The sequence below is a fragment of the Zavarzinella sp. genome (assembly GCA_041399155.1).
Taxonomy (GTDB): domain Bacteria; phylum Planctomycetota; class Planctomycetia; order Gemmatales; family Gemmataceae; genus JAWKTI01.
The window spans coordinates 562,315-579,501 of the sequence record JAWKTI010000002.1 but is presented as its reverse complement, the minus strand read 5'-3'; the positions used below and the strand labels follow the sequence as shown (position 1 = coordinate 579,501).

The window sequence follows — 17,187 nt, the reverse complement described above, 5'->3', positions numbered from 1 at the left end:
TACTTATCGTCCGGGATTGGTGGTCACAGGAAAGTTCTGGTTTGGAATCGCTGGCACGTACGCTGGCGGTGGTGGCAAAGGTACCGTCCCGCTCATGTTCGATTCGCGTGGCTGCATCAGCAATGGAGAAGTTTTCTTCTCCATTGGCTTGGGGTCCTTCGGCACACCGGGTGCGGGCGGAATCAAATCGGTGGATCCGGGTGCCATCGGCAGTTTGTCTGGAGGTACCATCCCGCCATTCATCAGATCGGGTAACACAGGTTGGTCAGCCAACCCAGCCACGCTGGGTGCGACAAAAGACTCAGGACTGGGTAAGCCACCTTGTCTTTCCCGTAATTTGATCCCCGCTGCCTGTGCTGCAAAATGGTCTGCGGCACGTTCCGCTACAGCACTGGGCAGGGCACCTTCCGCAATCGTAATGTTGTTAAATTGCTGGATGGTTCCCTTCGAATATTGCCACCCCGCCAGTGCAATATTGTAGTTGGCAATCGCCTGGTGTTCCTGCTGAATCGCATTCACAAAATCAATTTGGTTTTGTAACAGTACAATCAGCGATTCACGACCAATTTCAATCCGCTCGGTTTGAGCCTGCAACTGTTCCTGCAGTGCTTTCCGCCGTGCACGTTGGATTTTAATCTGTTCATAAGACTGGGTGAGTTCCTGCAGCACCCCGCCAAGTTGGAATTCTGCTTTCCGTTCCTGGTTCCGCAGGACAATGTGACTGCGGGCTAAATTCAGCTTCGTTGCCATCAAAGCAGCGTGGGCATCACGTGCTCCAATTGCCTGTTCAAATCGCAAACCCAGTTCCCAGTTCTGGAAACGGTTCTGAAACATGTTCCCGAATGCGTTGTTGGGAGCAATCGGTGATCCACCTGGTAACGGATTAGCCACATTCAGGAATGCAGGACCGTCAAGGCTTGGACCGTTACCATTGATGCCATAGTTGGCAAAGAACCGCAGGTCAGGCCGGGTGGCATTTTCCTGAACCAGCACACTGAGTTGTTGGATCTTTAACTCATTGCGGGCCATCGCCAACTCTGGTCGTAAGTTCATCGCTTCTGCGAGTGCCGAACTCCAATCAGGCTTAAACGGGGTGATGTTCGGGCTATCCGCAGGAATCAGCCGGGTGCCATCAGTTAATGGCATACCCAAAAGACCTCGCAGTTGTCGTTCGGTCGCGAGTACCTGTTGCAGTGCATTGACGTACTGCCCACGGAAATTTTCGAACTGAGCCTGGGTCTGTGCCACATCCTGTCGGGCTGCAAAACCAGCATCCTTCCGTTTGCCGAAAAGATCCAGTGTAATCCCTGCCTGATACAGACCAATTTCCGCAGCGTATTTGGCGAAATATGCGGAGTACAACTGCCAGTAAGCGTTTTCAATATTCAGCAGCATAAAGTTCAGCGAACGCTCGAACTGAGCTTTCGACTGATCCGTCCGCATCCGGGTGATCAGAATCCCTTCTGCCCGCCCACCCGAAGGTCTGGATTGTGGGAAAGAAACACTGCCTGGATGCTGGGGCAGCAATTGGTTAATATCCACACCGAAGTTGCGCAGTAAAGGCTGTTCGAATCGAACCAGCAGTTCTGGCTGATACGACGGATTAATAACCGCGAATCCTTGCGGTACCGTGGCAATCCGCGTGTAATTGGTATTGAAGGTAATCCCTGCCATACCACCCGTGGGCAACGGTTTGTACAACCCGCTGGTAAACTGAGCCAGATCACCGTTATTGAAGTTATTGAAAATATTCGCAACCAGTTGATCCCGCTTCTGCCAGTTCATACTGGCAAAAAACTGGGTATCAAACTTCGCCAGTGCACCTTCAATGTCTGCCGCAGCGATTGCAGGGTCCAGGGCAAAGGCGCGGATAGCATCATCCCCACCCACACCTCGACCATTGAATGTTACCAGTTCGTCGGAGAACAGTTGACCGAAGCGTGCGGTACCAGTGCCAAGCCCGGCTAGTGTGCTACTACCCTGGGAACCAGTGCTGCCTTGCTCGACGCCGATTGCGAATGCTTCTGCCAGAGTAATTGGTCTGGGAGTCGCTTTGGCATCCAGCACCGTCGGCGGTGGTAAGTGACCAGAAACATCAGGCGCAGTGGCTACCTGGGGATCTGTTGCCAAATTTTCCGGCAGTGGAGTCGAAAGTGCCAGGTGTTGTGTTTCCGGTGTCATAAACAGGGGCCGAACACAACCGCTGGACGGTACAACCACGCCCAACGCTACCAGCACCAGTTTTTTCCAGCGCATAACTTTCCAGCGCAACATAAGAATTTACCCCCTCGATGATTGGTCGCGAAAAAAGGTAATCCCTCTAACGCTTCCCTGGCACATGCCACTTTATCCTGCACGGGAACGTACAGAATCCCCCAGTGGGATGTGCTGGGGGGCTAGTTAACCGATTACAAGGAATAACGCAAGGCTGTTTTGTGGATGTGACGGCAAAATGAGGAAAAATTTTACTATTCATTCATGTGAGATTCCGATTTAGCCGGACCTCAGGGTAAGTTTGGGTAAGTTACGCTGAATGCGATAATACTTCAGACCGGGAATCAGAAAACAGAGTGCAGTGGAAATTCCAAACAGGAGAATGTTAAAGTTGGGAAACAGCGGCATGACAGCAGCTGTGGCAAACATGGTGATTGCCGTAACATAAAACCGACCAGATAAGATGCCCGCTTTGAAAACGAAGACCATCCCTGCAGAAATCGCCATCGCAGGTGAGAGACTGAGAACTGGTGCCTTTTCCAGCACTTCAATAATAAACATGCCAATACTGGCACATACCCCCGCTGCCCAGGCGTGGGCAATTTGCCGCTCGACAAACAGTACCGGACCTGCCCGCCGGCGAAGTTTCCAGAGAATGGTTCCCCAGGTGACTAACCCGACTGTCCAGAGAATCAGATAGGCGGAATGGCTGCGGATATTCTGCCAGTACATTACCTGGGTGAGCAGGCAAAGTAAAAATGTTGCCAGGCTGTGCCAGATCCAAAGCAAGCCCCAGTTCTTCAACACATCGACATGGTGGGTTTCGCTGAACAGACGCATCAAAAAATAGCGTACCCCACTGGGGCGGGAAGAAAGTGCCTCCCCAGTCAGATAGGCATCCAGATCGTTTGCCAGGGCTGCCGCTGTCGGATAACGGTGGGTGGGAATCTTCTGCAAACATTTCATGCAGATCAGTTCTAATTCCCGATCAATACCACTGGTCAGCAATCGTGGTGGTACAGGTTCCTGTTCCAGCACCATCAATAATGCATCAATCGGGGTTGCTGCCTGAAATGGGGGGCGACCAGTCAGGCATTCATACAGAATGGCACCCAATGCATAGATATCCGCAGCAGCAGTCAGTTCGCGTTTACCTTGGGCCTGTTCTGGCGACATATAACCGGGAGTACCCACAATGGCACCAGTTTGCGTTCGCCACTGCGTGGTACCTTCTGTAACAGAAAGCTGTTTCGCCAACCCAAAATCCACAATTTTGATCGACTGCACTTCCGAACTGGTGGGAGAGGTTGAAGAGTCTTCGGTTTGCGTTAATACTGGCAGCAGAATGTTATTGGGTTTCAAATCACGGTGTAGGATCCCAATCTCGTGGGCATGCTGAAGGGCTTTGGCTATCATGCTGACAATGCGGGCCGCTTCGCGTTGTGGCAGTGGCCCGTGTGTCAATCGTTTGCCAAGCGTGACACCGTCCACATATTCCATGACGATCCAGGGGATTCCCTGGTGTTCACCCACTTCAAAAACGGTAACAATGTTCGGGTGTTTCAACTGGGCAACTGCAGCGGCCTCCGCACGAAATCTGGCACGATCCGTGGGTGAAGAGAGTCGATTATCCCGCATCATTTTCAAGGCGACCAGTCTTCCCAGAGAGCGCTGCCGAGCAAGATAGACGACACCCATTCCACCCGTGCCGAGTTCACGGATGATCTGATAGTCTCCCGATAATTGCTGGGGAATATTGTCTCGTTCTGGTATACCCTGTACTTGTTCTGTTTGTCCTGTGGCATGGCTCGAAAGGGTGCCAGCAAAAAAACCTGCAAACTGTGCTGTCGCCCACAGACTGCGAATCTCTGCTTCCTGTTCTGGAAGCCGTTGCACATATTCATCGAGATTGATCACTACGCCAGCATCTCGCTGGGCAAGCATTTCTTCCAGCAACGCTGCCAATTGATCATCCACAGAAACAAGATTGCTCACGACAAGATTTCCTTACGGATTTCACATGTTCCTTCTGGACCAATTAGGCGTTGCTGCAAACCCAGGTAGGGATAGCGGAATTTCCAGGGATCCAGACCAAGTAAATGTAGAATCGTTGCCTGAAAATCGTGTACAGATGTTTTTCCTTCCGTAATCGCGTAGCCAAGCTCATCGGTAGCACCATAAGAAACACCCGGTTTAATGCCTGCACCCGCCATCCAGGTGGTAAAGCAGTTAGGATGGTGGTCGCGACCGAGAAACTTCGATCCCCCGCGTGCCTCATTCATCGAAGTTCTGCCGAACTCGCCGCTCCATACGACGAGGGTATCTTTGAGCAGTCCTGTTCGTTTCAGATCGGCAAGCAACGCACCGATCGGCTGATCAACCTGTTTGCACTTATTGGGCATGTGGTTCATTAAGTCGTCACCTTTACCCGTTCCGTGAATGTCCCAGCCCCAGTCGAACAGTTGCACAAATCGCACCCCACGTTCAATCAGGCGACGTGCCAGCAGGCAGTTGTTAGCAAAGCTCGCCTGTCCCGGTTGGGCACCATACATCTCAAGTGTCTGTTTCGTTTCAGATTTAAAATCCATCACATCAGGCACGGCCATCTGCATTCGAAATGCCAGTTCGTATTGTTCGATACGTGTTTTTGTCTCTGGATCTCCATACTCCTGCAACTCGAGTTGATTGAGTTGTTGCAGTGCATCTAATGTGCGACGACGGGTTTCTCGATCAACTCCAGAGGGATTGTTGGCATAGAGAATGGGATCACCCACGCTGCGACACTGAACACCTTGAAATACTCCGGGCAGGAAACCTGTGCTCCAGACTGCTTTCCCACCTGTGGGATCAGTACCACCAGAAATCAACACAACAAAACCGGGAAGGTTCTGGTTGGTGGTACCCAGGCCATACGTGATCCACGAGCCCATGGACGCATTCCCATTGCGTGGGGAACCAGTGAATAAATATAGCTCTGCTGGTGCGTGGTTGAATTGATCGGTATACATCCCGCGCAAAAATGCCATGTCGTCAACATGTTTTGCGATATTCGGCAAATGCTCACTGACCCAGGCACCACTTTGGCCGTGCTGGGCAAATTTGTACGGTGTTCCCAGCAAGACGGGGTGGCCTTTAATGAAAGCAAACCGCCTGTCCTTCAAAAATTCATCAGGACATGGTTTCATATTCAACTTCACCAGCTTGGGCTTGTAATCAAACGTATCCTGCTGTGGTGGTGCACCAGACATGTGCAGGTAGATGACCGATTTTGCCTTAGCGGGATAATGTGGCTTTCTGGGTGCCAGCGGATTGTTGGACTGTTCATCCTCAGCATGAAGTTGTTTGCCAAGCAATGTGGCGGCAGCGATTCCCCCAATGCCAACTGCGGCACTTCCCAGCAAGTGTCTGCGGGTGTGAAACTGTGTGTAATCAATATGTGGATTCATGATTATTTCCTTATTTATCGTGTGAGTACCGCATCGAGATTCAGAACCACGTTACACACCAGTGCCAGTGCAGCGATCTGAGCAGAATCTGCGGCTGTTGTACGCAGATGAGCAGGTGCCTGATTCAGCCATGTTTTTCTGGCTTCGGCATCCTTCGAAAATCGTTCCAGTTCAGTGGTGTATAACTTCAGCAATGCAGCAGTCTGAACTTCCGTTGCGGGGCGGGATGTTGTCTGTTGCAAGGCCGTCTGAATCCAGGTTTTTGGATCGCTGGAAGTAGCGTGAATATTCACTGCCATACCCAAAGCAGCTTCAACATATACTGGATCATTCAACGTGACAAATGCCTGCAATGGTGTGTTGGTTCGAATGCGACGTACGCTACAGATTTCACGGCTGGGTGCGTCAAAGGTAGTCATTGCTGGGTTGGGAATTGTTCGACGCCAGATTGTATAAAGCCCACGTCGATATCGATCTTCTCCCATGCTAGTCGGATAATTTCGCTGACCATTGAATGCAGCCTGCCATAATCCATTCGGCTGTGGAGGATAAACAGAAGGCCCACCAATTTTCTGGCTGAGCAATCCGGAAAGTGCCAATGCCTGGTCTCGCACCGTTTCTGCATCCAGCCGGTAACGTGGGCTTCGCCAATAAAGTTTGTTGTCTGGATCTTTCGCCTGTAAATCATTCTCCACCCGAGAAGATTGGCAGTAAGTGCTCGACGTAACCAGTAAAGTAATGAGCTTCTTGGTATCCCAGCCGGAATCGAAGTATTCCACTGCCAGCCAATCCAGAAGCTTCTGGTGCGTGGGCAGGTCACCCTGGTTACCAAAATCTTCCTCAGTCACCACTAAACCCTGTCCAAAAATCTTTGCCCAGATCCGATTGACTGCCACTCGTGCAGTCAGTGGATTATTGCGATCTGTCAACCATTGTGCCAGCTCCAGCCGCGTGGGTGATTTTTGTTCTGTGTGATGAAAAGCAGATAATAGACCCGGTTCTACTTTTTCTCCCAGGTTCATAAAGTCGCCCTTTACCATCACCTTAGTGGTACGTTGTTTTGTCTTTGGCAATTCCTGCATGATGGGCAACATCGTAGGTTTTGGCTTACTGGCTTCCAGGCGAGCAATTTCACTGGTGATCTGAATTGCTTCTGGAAGACTCTTAAGGAAGTGGTCTTGCAACAACGTAATACTTGGGGCATGTTTCTGAGCTAGTGCCAGATTTATTGCATTCCGAAGATCCACAGTCAAAGCTCGACGTGTAGAAATAGTTGATTTCTGCAACGGCGAAACAGTGCTGGCAAGATCACCTGTTGCATGCACACGAATCGTCAGATTCTTGTCAGATACAATCGTCAGTGGTTGCTGAAACAGCACCACTGTAATCTTCGGCTGTGGTGGGTTGAGATACTTTCCAGGTATAATTTCTGCAACCTGTAATCCACTCTGCTTTGCAACTGAAATTTCCTGCTTGGGATTGGGTGCGTTCGTGAAATCTTTCGACCAGATTACTTTATTGTTGCCATCATACAGATTGATTCGATAAGGTGCTAATCGATCTCCCACCCCATCCAGGCGATTCCAGACAGTAATCGAATCAATTTCCTGATCGTTATTCCAGGCAACCTCCCACCATGGGTTATTATCTCGAGCCGTGTGGGAAACTGAGTTATTGGTATAAGTCCCATCAGTATTTCCATCGATTGCCCGTTTCGCCACACCACCGTAATCGGTACTGGACTGCATTGCTGTACCTGTCAATGCCACATTCTTCCCACCACTAAGCACCTGAACTTCCGCCAGTGATAGGAATGTTCCTTTGGCGGGAATCTCAATCCGTAACTTTCTTGCTTTCACTTTTTGAGCCACAGGATCGGTTTCCAAATCCACCGATTTGACTATTGCATTTTCAGAATGTTGCAGCACGACTCCATCAAGTTGTTGAAGTGGGCCACTCATGATTGTGATTACTGGCTTGTTCTGCGTTGGCATCAGTTTTGGGGAGTGCGCTGATTTTGGCAGGTTGTGCGTGTAGGCAGTAAAATTTTGAAGCCACTGTTCAAAATCGACTTGTTTCGTCTTTGCTAGTGCCTTTAACTGTGTTTGTTTTGCTGCAACCTGCTGGTCAATCTGCTCGATCAGTGTACGATCTGTTTCACTAATGACCGGCATCAGAGGGCTTTCATCGCCACGGTCGGCGTCAGCAGTCTGGTTGAAGATTGCAAACAGTTGGTAGTATTCTTTCTGGCTGACAGGATCAAATTTATGGTTGTGGCATTTGGCGCAGCCCACAGAAAGGCCCATCCACACCTGGAAAGTGGTATCCACACGATCTTTTACCGCAGCAATCCGAAACTCTTCATCATCAGTACCACCTTCGGTGTTGGTCATCGTATTGCGGTGAAAAGCAGTTGCTACACGCTGTGCCATTGAAGGTTCAGGCAAAAGGTCCCCAGCCAGTTGCCAGGTAGTCAGTTGATCGTACGGAAGATTGTCGTTTAATGCACGAATTACCCAATCGCGGTACTGCCACATGTTCAGCCGAAGTGGGTCGGAACCATAGCCCGCCGAATCGGCATAACGTGCCAGATCCAGCCAAACGCGTGCCCAGCGTTCGCCATAACGTGGTGAAGAAAGAAACTGCTGCACCATCTTTGCATAGGCATCAGGGGAACTGTCTGCAGCAAATTGATTCAGTTCTTCAATAGAAGGGGGAATACCTCGGATATCGAGGCTAAGCCGTCGCAACAACACATTTGGGTCTTCTGGAGGTCCAAGTCGAATTCCAGCTTCTTCCAATTGCTGACCCACAAAAGTATCAACAGGGTTTGCTGCCCAGTTGGGATCTTTCAATGTAATTGGCTCGGCCTTTTTCGGCGCCACAAATGCCCAGTGCGGGGTATATTCTGCACCACTGGCAATCCAGTCTTTCAATAATTGGATTTCTTTTGGTGTCAGGTGATTACCCGTTTCCTCTGGTGGCATGGGATCATTCTGATCATCAATACGATGGATGATTCGACTTTTATCTGGTGCCTTGGGCACAATCGCCGCACCTTTCTTTCGGGCCTTCGTGGCATCTGCAAACTGATCCAGCCGCAACGATGCTGCCCGGCTTTCATCATCCGGGCCATGGCAAGCGTAGCAGTTTTTTGCCAGGATTGGTTTGATTTCTCGATTAAAATCCACCGCACGCACGGTGCTGATGGAAGCAATCGTTACCAGAGATATCAGAAAAAAGTGGGAGAATAGTCGATGCATGGAATGATTCCGAAAGTTCTTTTGGGGTTAGATTATTTTACTTGATGCGGACGTGCTTTGCCAGTTGAAATGCCTAATGAAAAAGAGTTTCAAGCCGACACCAAACAAACCTGTCCAATTGATTTTCAAGTCAGAGCGGTCGTTTCCTCACAATAAATTCAACGTGCCGCGGGTGACGCCGAGTTGGTTCATCGCCTGGAGCTGCTTCCAGACGGTGCGGCCGTCGCCACCTGATAATACCTTCTGGTAAGTGCGTACCAGTTCCACAGACTGTGCTGCATTTTCTCGCAGCAGGTCGATGCGAAACCTTATGATGCCCAGGCCCTGCATGCGGCTGACATATTCTGCAGCAGACTGGGCAACAGCATTGTGCACCGTATTGCGGCACCCTGTGTCTGGAGTTACCGGAAATAATGCCCCGGTGCGATCCTGCAGATCCAATCGGTGGCTGTCGCAGGGCCGCCCACAGTCTCGCCAATCGTTTCCTGTGGATAAAAACGCCGCGAACACGCAGTGTTCCATATGAAACATTGGCATGTGCTGGTGGATGACAGGTTCCAGCCATTCTGGAGGGCACCGCTTCGCCATGGCAGCAAACTGCTCCCAGTTCATGTCGTAGCTGGGCACAATTCGTGTCAAACCGTGCTGCATGAAAAATGCAGCGGTCATTTCGTTGGCAATGTTCAACGAAAAATCGCCCACTAACGCCAGGTGGGGAGTATGTTCGCGATAGTACGAAAGACCGGCCAGATTCCTGATCAGAACATAATCGGGTTCCAGTTGGGCGATCGTTTTCAGTAAACCTTCTTCTCCTGGTTTGATGATCCGCAATGTTGCTAATCCAATTGGAACCTTTGCCCCACGTGCGATGGAGACGGCCTCGCGATATTGACGGACATCTTCAAAATCGCAGTAGACTGTGGCAGGTTGATGATCCACCACGGCCTGCAATTGCTCCAGTGTACGTACGTGTACACATAAGTAAGACGATTCAGATGGAATTTTGTTCCCTAAATTTTGAAAAATTTCGGATCTTTTTTCTTTCAGTAATGAATCTGGTTTCGTAACCTCTTTATTGGCAATAGTTTGCGAAGATTTTTGAATTTTGTCTATTACCTCGCGCCGCAATTGGTTTAGTACACTTTTGGGCACCATCACCTGTTCTGGCAGGTCGGTTGTGCACGCACCTAGCTGGTAGGGCGTATCACCCAACCGAGAAAGCTGTTGCACAATCATCTCCTGGGTGGTGGGCTGGTTACGTGCAGGTTCGAGTGGCCCTACCCACATGCAACTAGCTGTAGCATCAGGAGTTGTTGCGGTGAGAGTTAACTCACCGGCCAGTCGACCATGCAGGTGAAAATCCAGCGGCAGTCGGTAATAGGGAATATCCTGTTGAAAAGTACTCAGAAGGCGATTGCGAACTTCCGGGTCGGCAGTTTGCCATACTTTTGCACCCAAAGGTACCGTTTTTGGGTCAAAATGAGGGGATTCAATGGTGATTTCAACAGTATTTTCGCCTAGTTTGCGTATGTTCTGAATATACCCACCTGGTTCTTTTTCCTGTGGTTTGCCCAGATCGAAAACGATGCCAGCGCCCGGTTTCAGGAAAGAATTCTCATCATTTTTTAACTGAACTACAATGCCACGCTGGGACTTGCGGATGGTTGTTCCCACAAACGCACCCCGACTTTTGGGAAATTGACCTGCCACCAGTTCCTGATGTTTCGGACCATGCAGAAACCCTGGGGTAAAGCCACGAGAAAAAGTCAGGTCTAGGTCGTGTTTTGCGGCTGGGGATAATTGAAACTTTTCATCGCGACAGGCGTGGTCGATTGCCGAACGGTAAGTTGAAGTGGTTGCAGCGACGTATTCAGCACTTTTCAGACGGCCCTCAATTTTGAAGCTGATCACCCCCGCCTGGATCAGTTCTGCCACCTGATCGTAGCCTGCCAGATCCTGTGGGCTGAGCAAATAAGCCCGATCTCCCAGATCGCGAACTTCTCCATCGACCAGCATGTCATATGGCAAGCGGCATGCCTGGGCACATTGCCCACGGTTCGCACTGCGTCCGCCCAATGCCTCACTGGTCAGGCATTGGCCAGAATAAGCGACACACAACGCACCATGAATAAAAACTTCCGTGGGCACTTCGGGAGCATCCTGGGAGATTTTGCTAATTTCGGAAATGGAAAGCTCTCTAGCAAGTACAACTCTTCGGATTCCCAGGTGCTGGTGCACAAATTGTACCCCACGTCGCTCGGACAAAGTCATCTGGGTAGAGGCATGGACATGTAGATTGGGAAATGTAACGGCAAGTAGCCATGCCAGCCCCACATCCTGCACGATCACGGCATCGACATGATTTTCATGCAATTGCTGGGCGTATTCCAGCACATCTTCCAGTTCATCGCTGAAAATTAACGTGTTGAGTGTCACAAATCCCAGCACATTTCGCTGGTGCAAAAATGCCATGACACTGGGTAATTCTTCGAGGGAAAAATTGGTGGCACGGTGGCGTGCATTGAACCGATCCAACCCAAAATAGACAGCATTTGCCCCATTGGCACAGGCTGCACGCAGGGCATCCCAATTCCCAGCGGGAGCTAACAACTCAATCTTTGGAAGGATATTTTCTGCCACAACAATTCCTGAAGTGAAATTTCGCCAATTGGTTATTGTACTTACTTTTCAGTTGTTGAAATCAGCGGATTTTCGCGGAATTCAGGATGGCTGATTGATTTGCTAAAATAATGAAATAAAGAAAAGCACCGGAACGCACAATGAAGATATCGAATTCAATCCCCCTGGCTGCGTTCGATCTGGGCACCTACCTCAATATCGGTTACACAAGTTATCAGATCTACCACATGGGTGGTGCCATGTTCTGCGGAATCTTCGGTTTGCTTGCGTTGCGTCGAATAACAAAAGTGGGTGGTATTTCCGTTGCGATCTGGGGAAGTTTCAGCGTGATTCTGCTGTTACTTTCCTGTTACATTGCCCGCCGTGGCTTTGCAGAACAGTTTCCGGAATGGTTACTGCCATTAGTCAGCGATGCAAACCTCTTGCGATGTGGGGCCATTGCCAACCTGCTGGTGTGGGCGTTTTTTCTGATCCATGCCCACTGGGTGGATGGCATGGCTGCGAAATGGGGCTATCGCAGCCTGGGCGTGGGAGCAGTATTTATTGCAATCTGGCTAACGGTTGGATGGTTTCAGCCACAAGTTCCTGAACGGGTGCGACCCTGGACCGCACGCACGGTTCTGGTAAAATTTTTCGCTGTAAGTGCTTTGATAATTATGGCTTACAGTGTCTGGCATGCGAATCGCCGCAGCCACGTAGGGGTGGTGTGGGTGTGCCGAGCTTTTGGCACGGCCTGCGTTGGCGGGGCAATTGCTCTGAGTTGGCACTGGTTTGGCAGTTTAACCCCACCTGTAGCATATCGGATTGTGAATAATGAGCGAATTCTCATTCTTACAGGCATTGCCACTGCGTGCTGTCTACTGATCGCACTTGGTGCCACCTGGATAGTGAAACAAAATACGAAGTCAGAAAATGAATAGATGTTAATTATACTGGGCTTCAAAGAAAAGGGACTGGGCTTAATGTGCACTTTGAAGACAGAAAACTAATTAAATAGATTGGGCGATGAGAAAACTTTAATCTTCATCGTCGTCATCGTCCAACTGTGCTGCTGGTGCAGGTGTTGGAGGAGCCACCACGGGCATTTCTTCTGGTGGGATCACCAGTGGTTCAGAACCAGTGGCACGGACAATGGAATCCTGGTGGATGTTGAAACCGGTACCGGCGGGAATCAAGTGACCCAGGATCACGTTTTCCTTCAAGCCGACCAGATAATCCACTTTGCCCGCAAGTGCCGCTTCCGTAAGCACTTTGGTCGTTTCCTGGAACGAAGCAGCACTGATGAAGCTCTCGGATTGCACCGAAGCCTTGGTAATACCCAGTAGTACGACATCACACGTAGCAGGTGTCGGTGCTTCCCACGTGGGCTTTTTGCCACCTTCCGCTTCCACGCGGGCACATTCGTCTTCGTATTCTTCCTTGCTGACGATCTTGCCCACTTCAAAGACGGAGGCACCTTTCGCTTTGATCTTCACGCACTCATTCATCAAACGGTCGTTTGCCTGTTTGAACTGCATGCGATCCATCACGCTGCCCGGGAGCAGTTTGGTGTCGCCCATTTCCTTGATTTTAACTTTGCGAAGCATCTGGTTTGCGATGATTTCAATGTGTTTATCATCAATTTCCACTTTCTGGCTGCGATAAACCAATTGCACCTCATTGACCAGGTAATCCTGGAGTGCTTCGATACCGGAAACTTCCAGAATATCGTGGGGACGCAGCGGACCAGCGATCAGAGGATCGCCCGCCCGCACGTATTCACCATCGGTAAAGCGAAGGTCGCGCCCACGTGGCAGTTCGTGCAGAACTTCACCGCCCACCTGACGGCCTTTTTCATCTTCTGGCTGGACATAAACCAGCTGTTTGCCGCGTTTACGCTCGCCGATCCGAAGTTTACCGGTGACTTTCGAAATCACTGCACTTTCTTTAGGTGAACGAGCTTCGAAGATTTCCGTCACACGAGGCAGACCGCCCACGATGTCGGAGTTACCTGTCAATTCCTTCGGAGTTTTGGCGATCACGGTACCAGCAGTAATCGGCTGGTTGTTACGTACTTCCAGATAGGCTTTTTGTGGGAGGAAGTAGTTCTTTTCCACCGTGCCGTTTTTGTTTCGGATTTCAACAGCAGGGTGCAGGTTCCCCTTGTGTTCCATGATAATGAGGCGTTCGGTACCGCTATTATCTTTTTCGCGACGAACGGTTTCCCCTTCTTTTAAGTCCACAAAGTGCACTTGTCCGTTGGTTTCCGCAATAATTGGTGCAGAGTGGGGATCCCAGATACAAAGCACAGTACCTGCACCTACTTCTTCACCATCATTCACAAACAGTTCGGCACCGTAAGGGACCGGATGTCGTTCCAGTGGCGGGGCATTTCGGTCTTTATAAACCAGAATTTCGCCGGTTCGACTTAAAATCAATGTTCTCTTCTGCTTTTCACCTGCGGCGTCTTTCGATTCATGAACTACCGTGCTGATCCGTTCCAGAACTACCGTTCCACCCCGCTTGGTTTTCCGTTCGCTGTCAACTACAGCTGTGCGACTCACCCCACCAATGTGGAAGGTACGCATCGTCAACTGGGTACCAGGTTCACCAATCGACTGTGCGGCAATAATCCCCACAGCCATCCCCTCTTCCACCAATGCACCAGTAGAAAGGTCCATGCCGTAGCACAAACGGCAGACACCTAGTGTGGCGGCACAGGTCATCGTGCTGCGGACGCTGACTTTATCCAACCCCAAACGATCCAGTAACTGGGCTTTCGCAACAGAGATCACTTCATTTTCTGCAACCAGAATCTCTTTCGTTGTCGGGTCTCGGATTTCGTTCCGGCTCGTTCGACCACGAATTGCTTCCCACAGTGGACGATCGATGTCATCACCCTTGAAGATGATTCCCTTGGATATTCCCTGGGTGGTGCCACAGTCGTGCATCGTTACCACAACGTTCTGGGCAACATCGGCCAGTTTTCTGGTCAAGTAACCTGAGTCTGCAGTTTTCAATGCGGTATCTGCGAGACCTTTCCGGGCACCGTGCGTACTGGAGAAGTACTCCAGCACCGTCAGACCCTCACGAAAGTTCGACTTGATGGGTGTTTCGATAATTTCGCCAGATGGCTTCGCCATCAAACCACGGATACCAGCCAACTGCCGAATTTGCTCAGTACCACCCCGGGCACCCGAAGTAGCCATCAGGAAGATCGGATTCAGATAAGGCAATTCAACACCGTTGTACATCCGACGATCATTTGCCAATGCAACCATCAAGGCACTGGTAATCGCATCGCGAGCTGCACCCCAGTTTTCAAGTACTTTGTTATACCGCTCCTGTTCCGTAATCGTTCCATTTTCATAGTTACGACGCAGACGTTCTACCACTTTTTCTTTTTCTTTGATCACCGACTCTTTATTGTCCGGTGTCCGCAAATCACTGGCAGCAAAAGACAGGCCGGAACGAGTCGACTCATGGAAGCCAATCTCTTTCATGTTGTCGAGCAGCTCAATAGTGGCTTTTCTACCCAGCAACTGATAGCAATCGGCAATAATCCGCGACAACTGCTTGCTGGACAGAGAGACATCATAGAACGGCATGATCGGATGGAGAATCTGGTTGAAGATCACCCGCCCCACGGTGGTGTTAATGATACCACTGCTCTTGCGAGGTAACTCTTCAACAACCATCCCTTTTTCGGCACGTACTTCACTAATGAACTTTTTGGCATGGAACTTACCTGCCACTGGCACCACATGGGTGGGTTCTTTTTTCTGCAAATCGCGAATTCGGTTCTCTTCGATCGCGAATTCTTCTTTGCGGACCAGCTGGCCAGGCTGAAAACGAGAAGTACCTGCAACCGCTACTTCTACGTAGCCCATCGTGATCCGCACGCGGATCCGTGCATGAACACCCAGTTTCCCCTGATGGTACGCGCTGAACACTTCCTGCGGATCATGGAAGACCATCCCGTCACCCGCTTCGACCTTTTCCCCTTCTTCCCCACGGGCTGCAGTGAGGTAGAAACAACCCATCACGATATCCTGAGATGGGGTAATGATCGGGTTGCCGTTGGCCGGACTGAAAATGTTGTTGGTGGACATCATCAACACGTGAGCTTCCACCTGCGCTTCGATCGACAGTGGCAAGTGGACTGCCATCTGGTCACCGTCGAAGTCAGCATTGAAACCACGACAAACCAAGGGATGCAAGCGAATTGCATTGCCTTCAATTAATACTGGCTCAAAAGCCTGAATCCCCATCCGGTGCAGGGTGGGGGCACGATTGAGCAGTACCGGGTGCGATTTGGTTACTTCCGCCAGGATATCCCAGACCTGATCTTCCTTATGCTCCAGTTTTTTCTTGGCAGATTTGATCGTATCTGCATGCCCCAGCTCTTTCAGCCGACGAATAATGAACGGCTGAAAGAGTTCCAGAGCGATCTTTTTGGGCAGACCACACTGGTGCAGTTTCAATTCGGGACCCACAACAATTACTGAACGGGCCGAGTAGTCCACCCGTTTTCCAAGCAGGTTTTCGCGGAAACGACCTTGTTTCCCTTTAATCATATCGGTCAGCGATTTCAGCGGACGGTTGCTGCTGCCCAGTACCGGTCGCTTGCACCGACCATTATCAAACAATGCATCCACCGATTGCTGAAGCATCCGTTTTTCGTTACGGATGATCACTTCCGGTGCATTCAGGTCCACCAGCTTGCGTAAGCGGTTGTTCCGGTTGATAATCCGGCGGTAAAGATCGTTCAAATCACTTGTTGCAAAGTTGCCACTTTCCAACAGTACCAAAGGCCGTAAATCCGGCGGGATTACCGGGATACATTCCAGAATCAGCCATTCTGGCTTGTTGGAACTGTCCCGCAGACTTTCAATCACTTTCAGTCGCTTGACCAGTTCTTTCTGACGCTGCTTGCTGGCTTTGTCGCCTTTGGCATCTTCATCGGACAATCGCTTGCGCAATTCGTCCGAAAGTTCAACCAGATTCAGCTTTTCCAGCAGTTTGCGAATCGCTTCGGCACCCATGTCGGCTTCAAAACTGCCATGACCATAGGTATCGATTGCGGTGTGATATTCATCATCGTTGAGGAGCTGCCGCTCTTTCAATGGTGTGTCGCCCGCATCGGTAACCACATATTCCTGGAAGTAGATAATTTTTTCCAGGGTGCTGGTTTTCAGATCGAGCAGGGTACCCAGGCGGCTGGGCATTGCTTTGAAGAACCAGATGTGCACAACTGGCGCGGCCAGCTCAATGTGCCCCATCCGTTTCCGGCGGACGCGGGAGTGGGTTACTTTCACACCACACTTCTCGCAGACCATGCCTTTGTATTTCATCCCGCGGTATTTGCCGCAGGTACATTCCCAGTCTTTTTCTGGTCCAAAGATCTTCTCACAGAACAAACCTTCCTTTTCCGGTCGGTATGTGCGGTAATTAATGGTTTCCGGTCGTTTGACCTCACCAAAAGACCAACTTCGGATGTCGTGGGTGCTGGCCAGACTAATCCGGACCGCACTGTAATCATTAATGCGGTCGTAAGTAGTGTTCTCGTTGGCAGTCGCTTGATTCGGGATTCCAGCGTTCATCTCGTACTCCGAAGTTATTTCTAATGTCCCCTCTGCCAATAC

The 17,187-nt window shown here is 50.3% G+C and carries 7 protein-coding genes; 1 reads left to right on the top strand and 6 read right to left on the bottom strand.

The features are described from left to right. Positions 1-3: 3 nt before the first annotated feature. The 5 genes from R3B84_12390 to R3B84_12370 form a co-directional block, all read right to left on the bottom strand. Complete coding sequence (locus R3B84_12390; GenBank protein ID MEZ6141361.1) at positions 4-2,274, bottom strand: TolC family protein; 2,271 nt, start codon at positions 2,272-2,274, stop codon at positions 4-6. Positions 2,275-2,493: 219 nt separating this feature from the next. Then, complete coding sequence (locus R3B84_12385) at positions 2,494-4,209, bottom strand: serine/threonine-protein kinase (protein ID MEZ6141360.1); 1,716 nt, start codon at positions 4,207-4,209, stop codon at positions 2,494-2,496. Continuing rightward, entirely contained in the window at positions 4,206-5,660 is a 1,455-nt protein-coding gene (locus R3B84_12380; GenBank protein ID MEZ6141359.1) for a DUF1501 domain-containing protein, read from the bottom strand. Before R3B84_12380 ends, R3B84_12385 begins: the two co-directional genes overlap by 4 nt. 14 nt (positions 5,661-5,674) lie before the next feature. Beyond that, positions 5,675-8,923 (bottom strand): DUF1553 domain-containing protein, encoded by a 3,249-nt coding sequence (locus R3B84_12375; GenBank protein ID MEZ6141358.1) that lies wholly within the window; start codon positions 8,921-8,923, stop codon positions 5,675-5,677. A 147-nt stretch (positions 8,924-9,070) separates the two neighbouring features. Continuing rightward, positions 9,071-11,563, bottom strand: a complete 2,493-nt coding sequence (locus R3B84_12370) for a DUF3656 domain-containing protein (protein ID MEZ6141357.1) — start codon at positions 11,561-11,563, stop codon at positions 9,071-9,073. 140 nt (positions 11,564-11,703) lie between these two features. On the opposite strand from R3B84_12370, the gene R3B84_12365 reads away from it, so the two are divergent. After that, positions 11,704-12,483: a hypothetical protein gene (locus R3B84_12365; protein ID MEZ6141356.1), complete on the top strand. Its 780-nt coding sequence runs from the start codon at positions 11,704-11,706 to the stop codon at positions 12,481-12,483. A 96-nt stretch (positions 12,484-12,579) separates the two neighbouring features. On the opposite strand, the gene R3B84_12360 is transcribed toward R3B84_12365, so the two are convergent. After that, positions 12,580-17,145 (bottom strand): DNA-directed RNA polymerase subunit beta', encoded by a 4,566-nt coding sequence (locus tag R3B84_12360; protein ID MEZ6141355.1) that lies wholly within the window; start codon positions 17,143-17,145, stop codon positions 12,580-12,582. Between the last annotated feature and the right edge of the window lie 42 nt (positions 17,146-17,187).

What these genes read in the sequence shown, in the direction of transcription:
- R3B84_12390 (MEZ6141361.1), bottom strand. Translation starts at nt 2,274, where the DNA reads ATGTTGCGCTGGAAAGTTATGCGCTGGAAAAAACTGGTGCTGGTAGCG.
- R3B84_12380 (MEZ6141359.1), bottom strand. Translation starts at nt 5,660, where the DNA reads ATGAATCCACATATTGATTACACACAGTTTCACACCCGCAGACACTTG.
- R3B84_12375 (MEZ6141358.1), bottom strand. Translation starts at nt 8,923, where the DNA reads ATGCATCGACTATTCTCCCACTTTTTTCTGATATCTCTGGTAACGATT.
- R3B84_12365 (MEZ6141356.1), top strand. Translation starts at nt 11,704, where the DNA reads ATGAAGATATCGAATTCAATCCCCCTGGCTGCGTTCGATCTGGGCACC.
- R3B84_12360 (MEZ6141355.1), bottom strand. Translation starts at nt 17,145, where the DNA reads ATGAACGCTGGAATCCCGAATCAAGCGACTGCCAACGAGAACACTACT.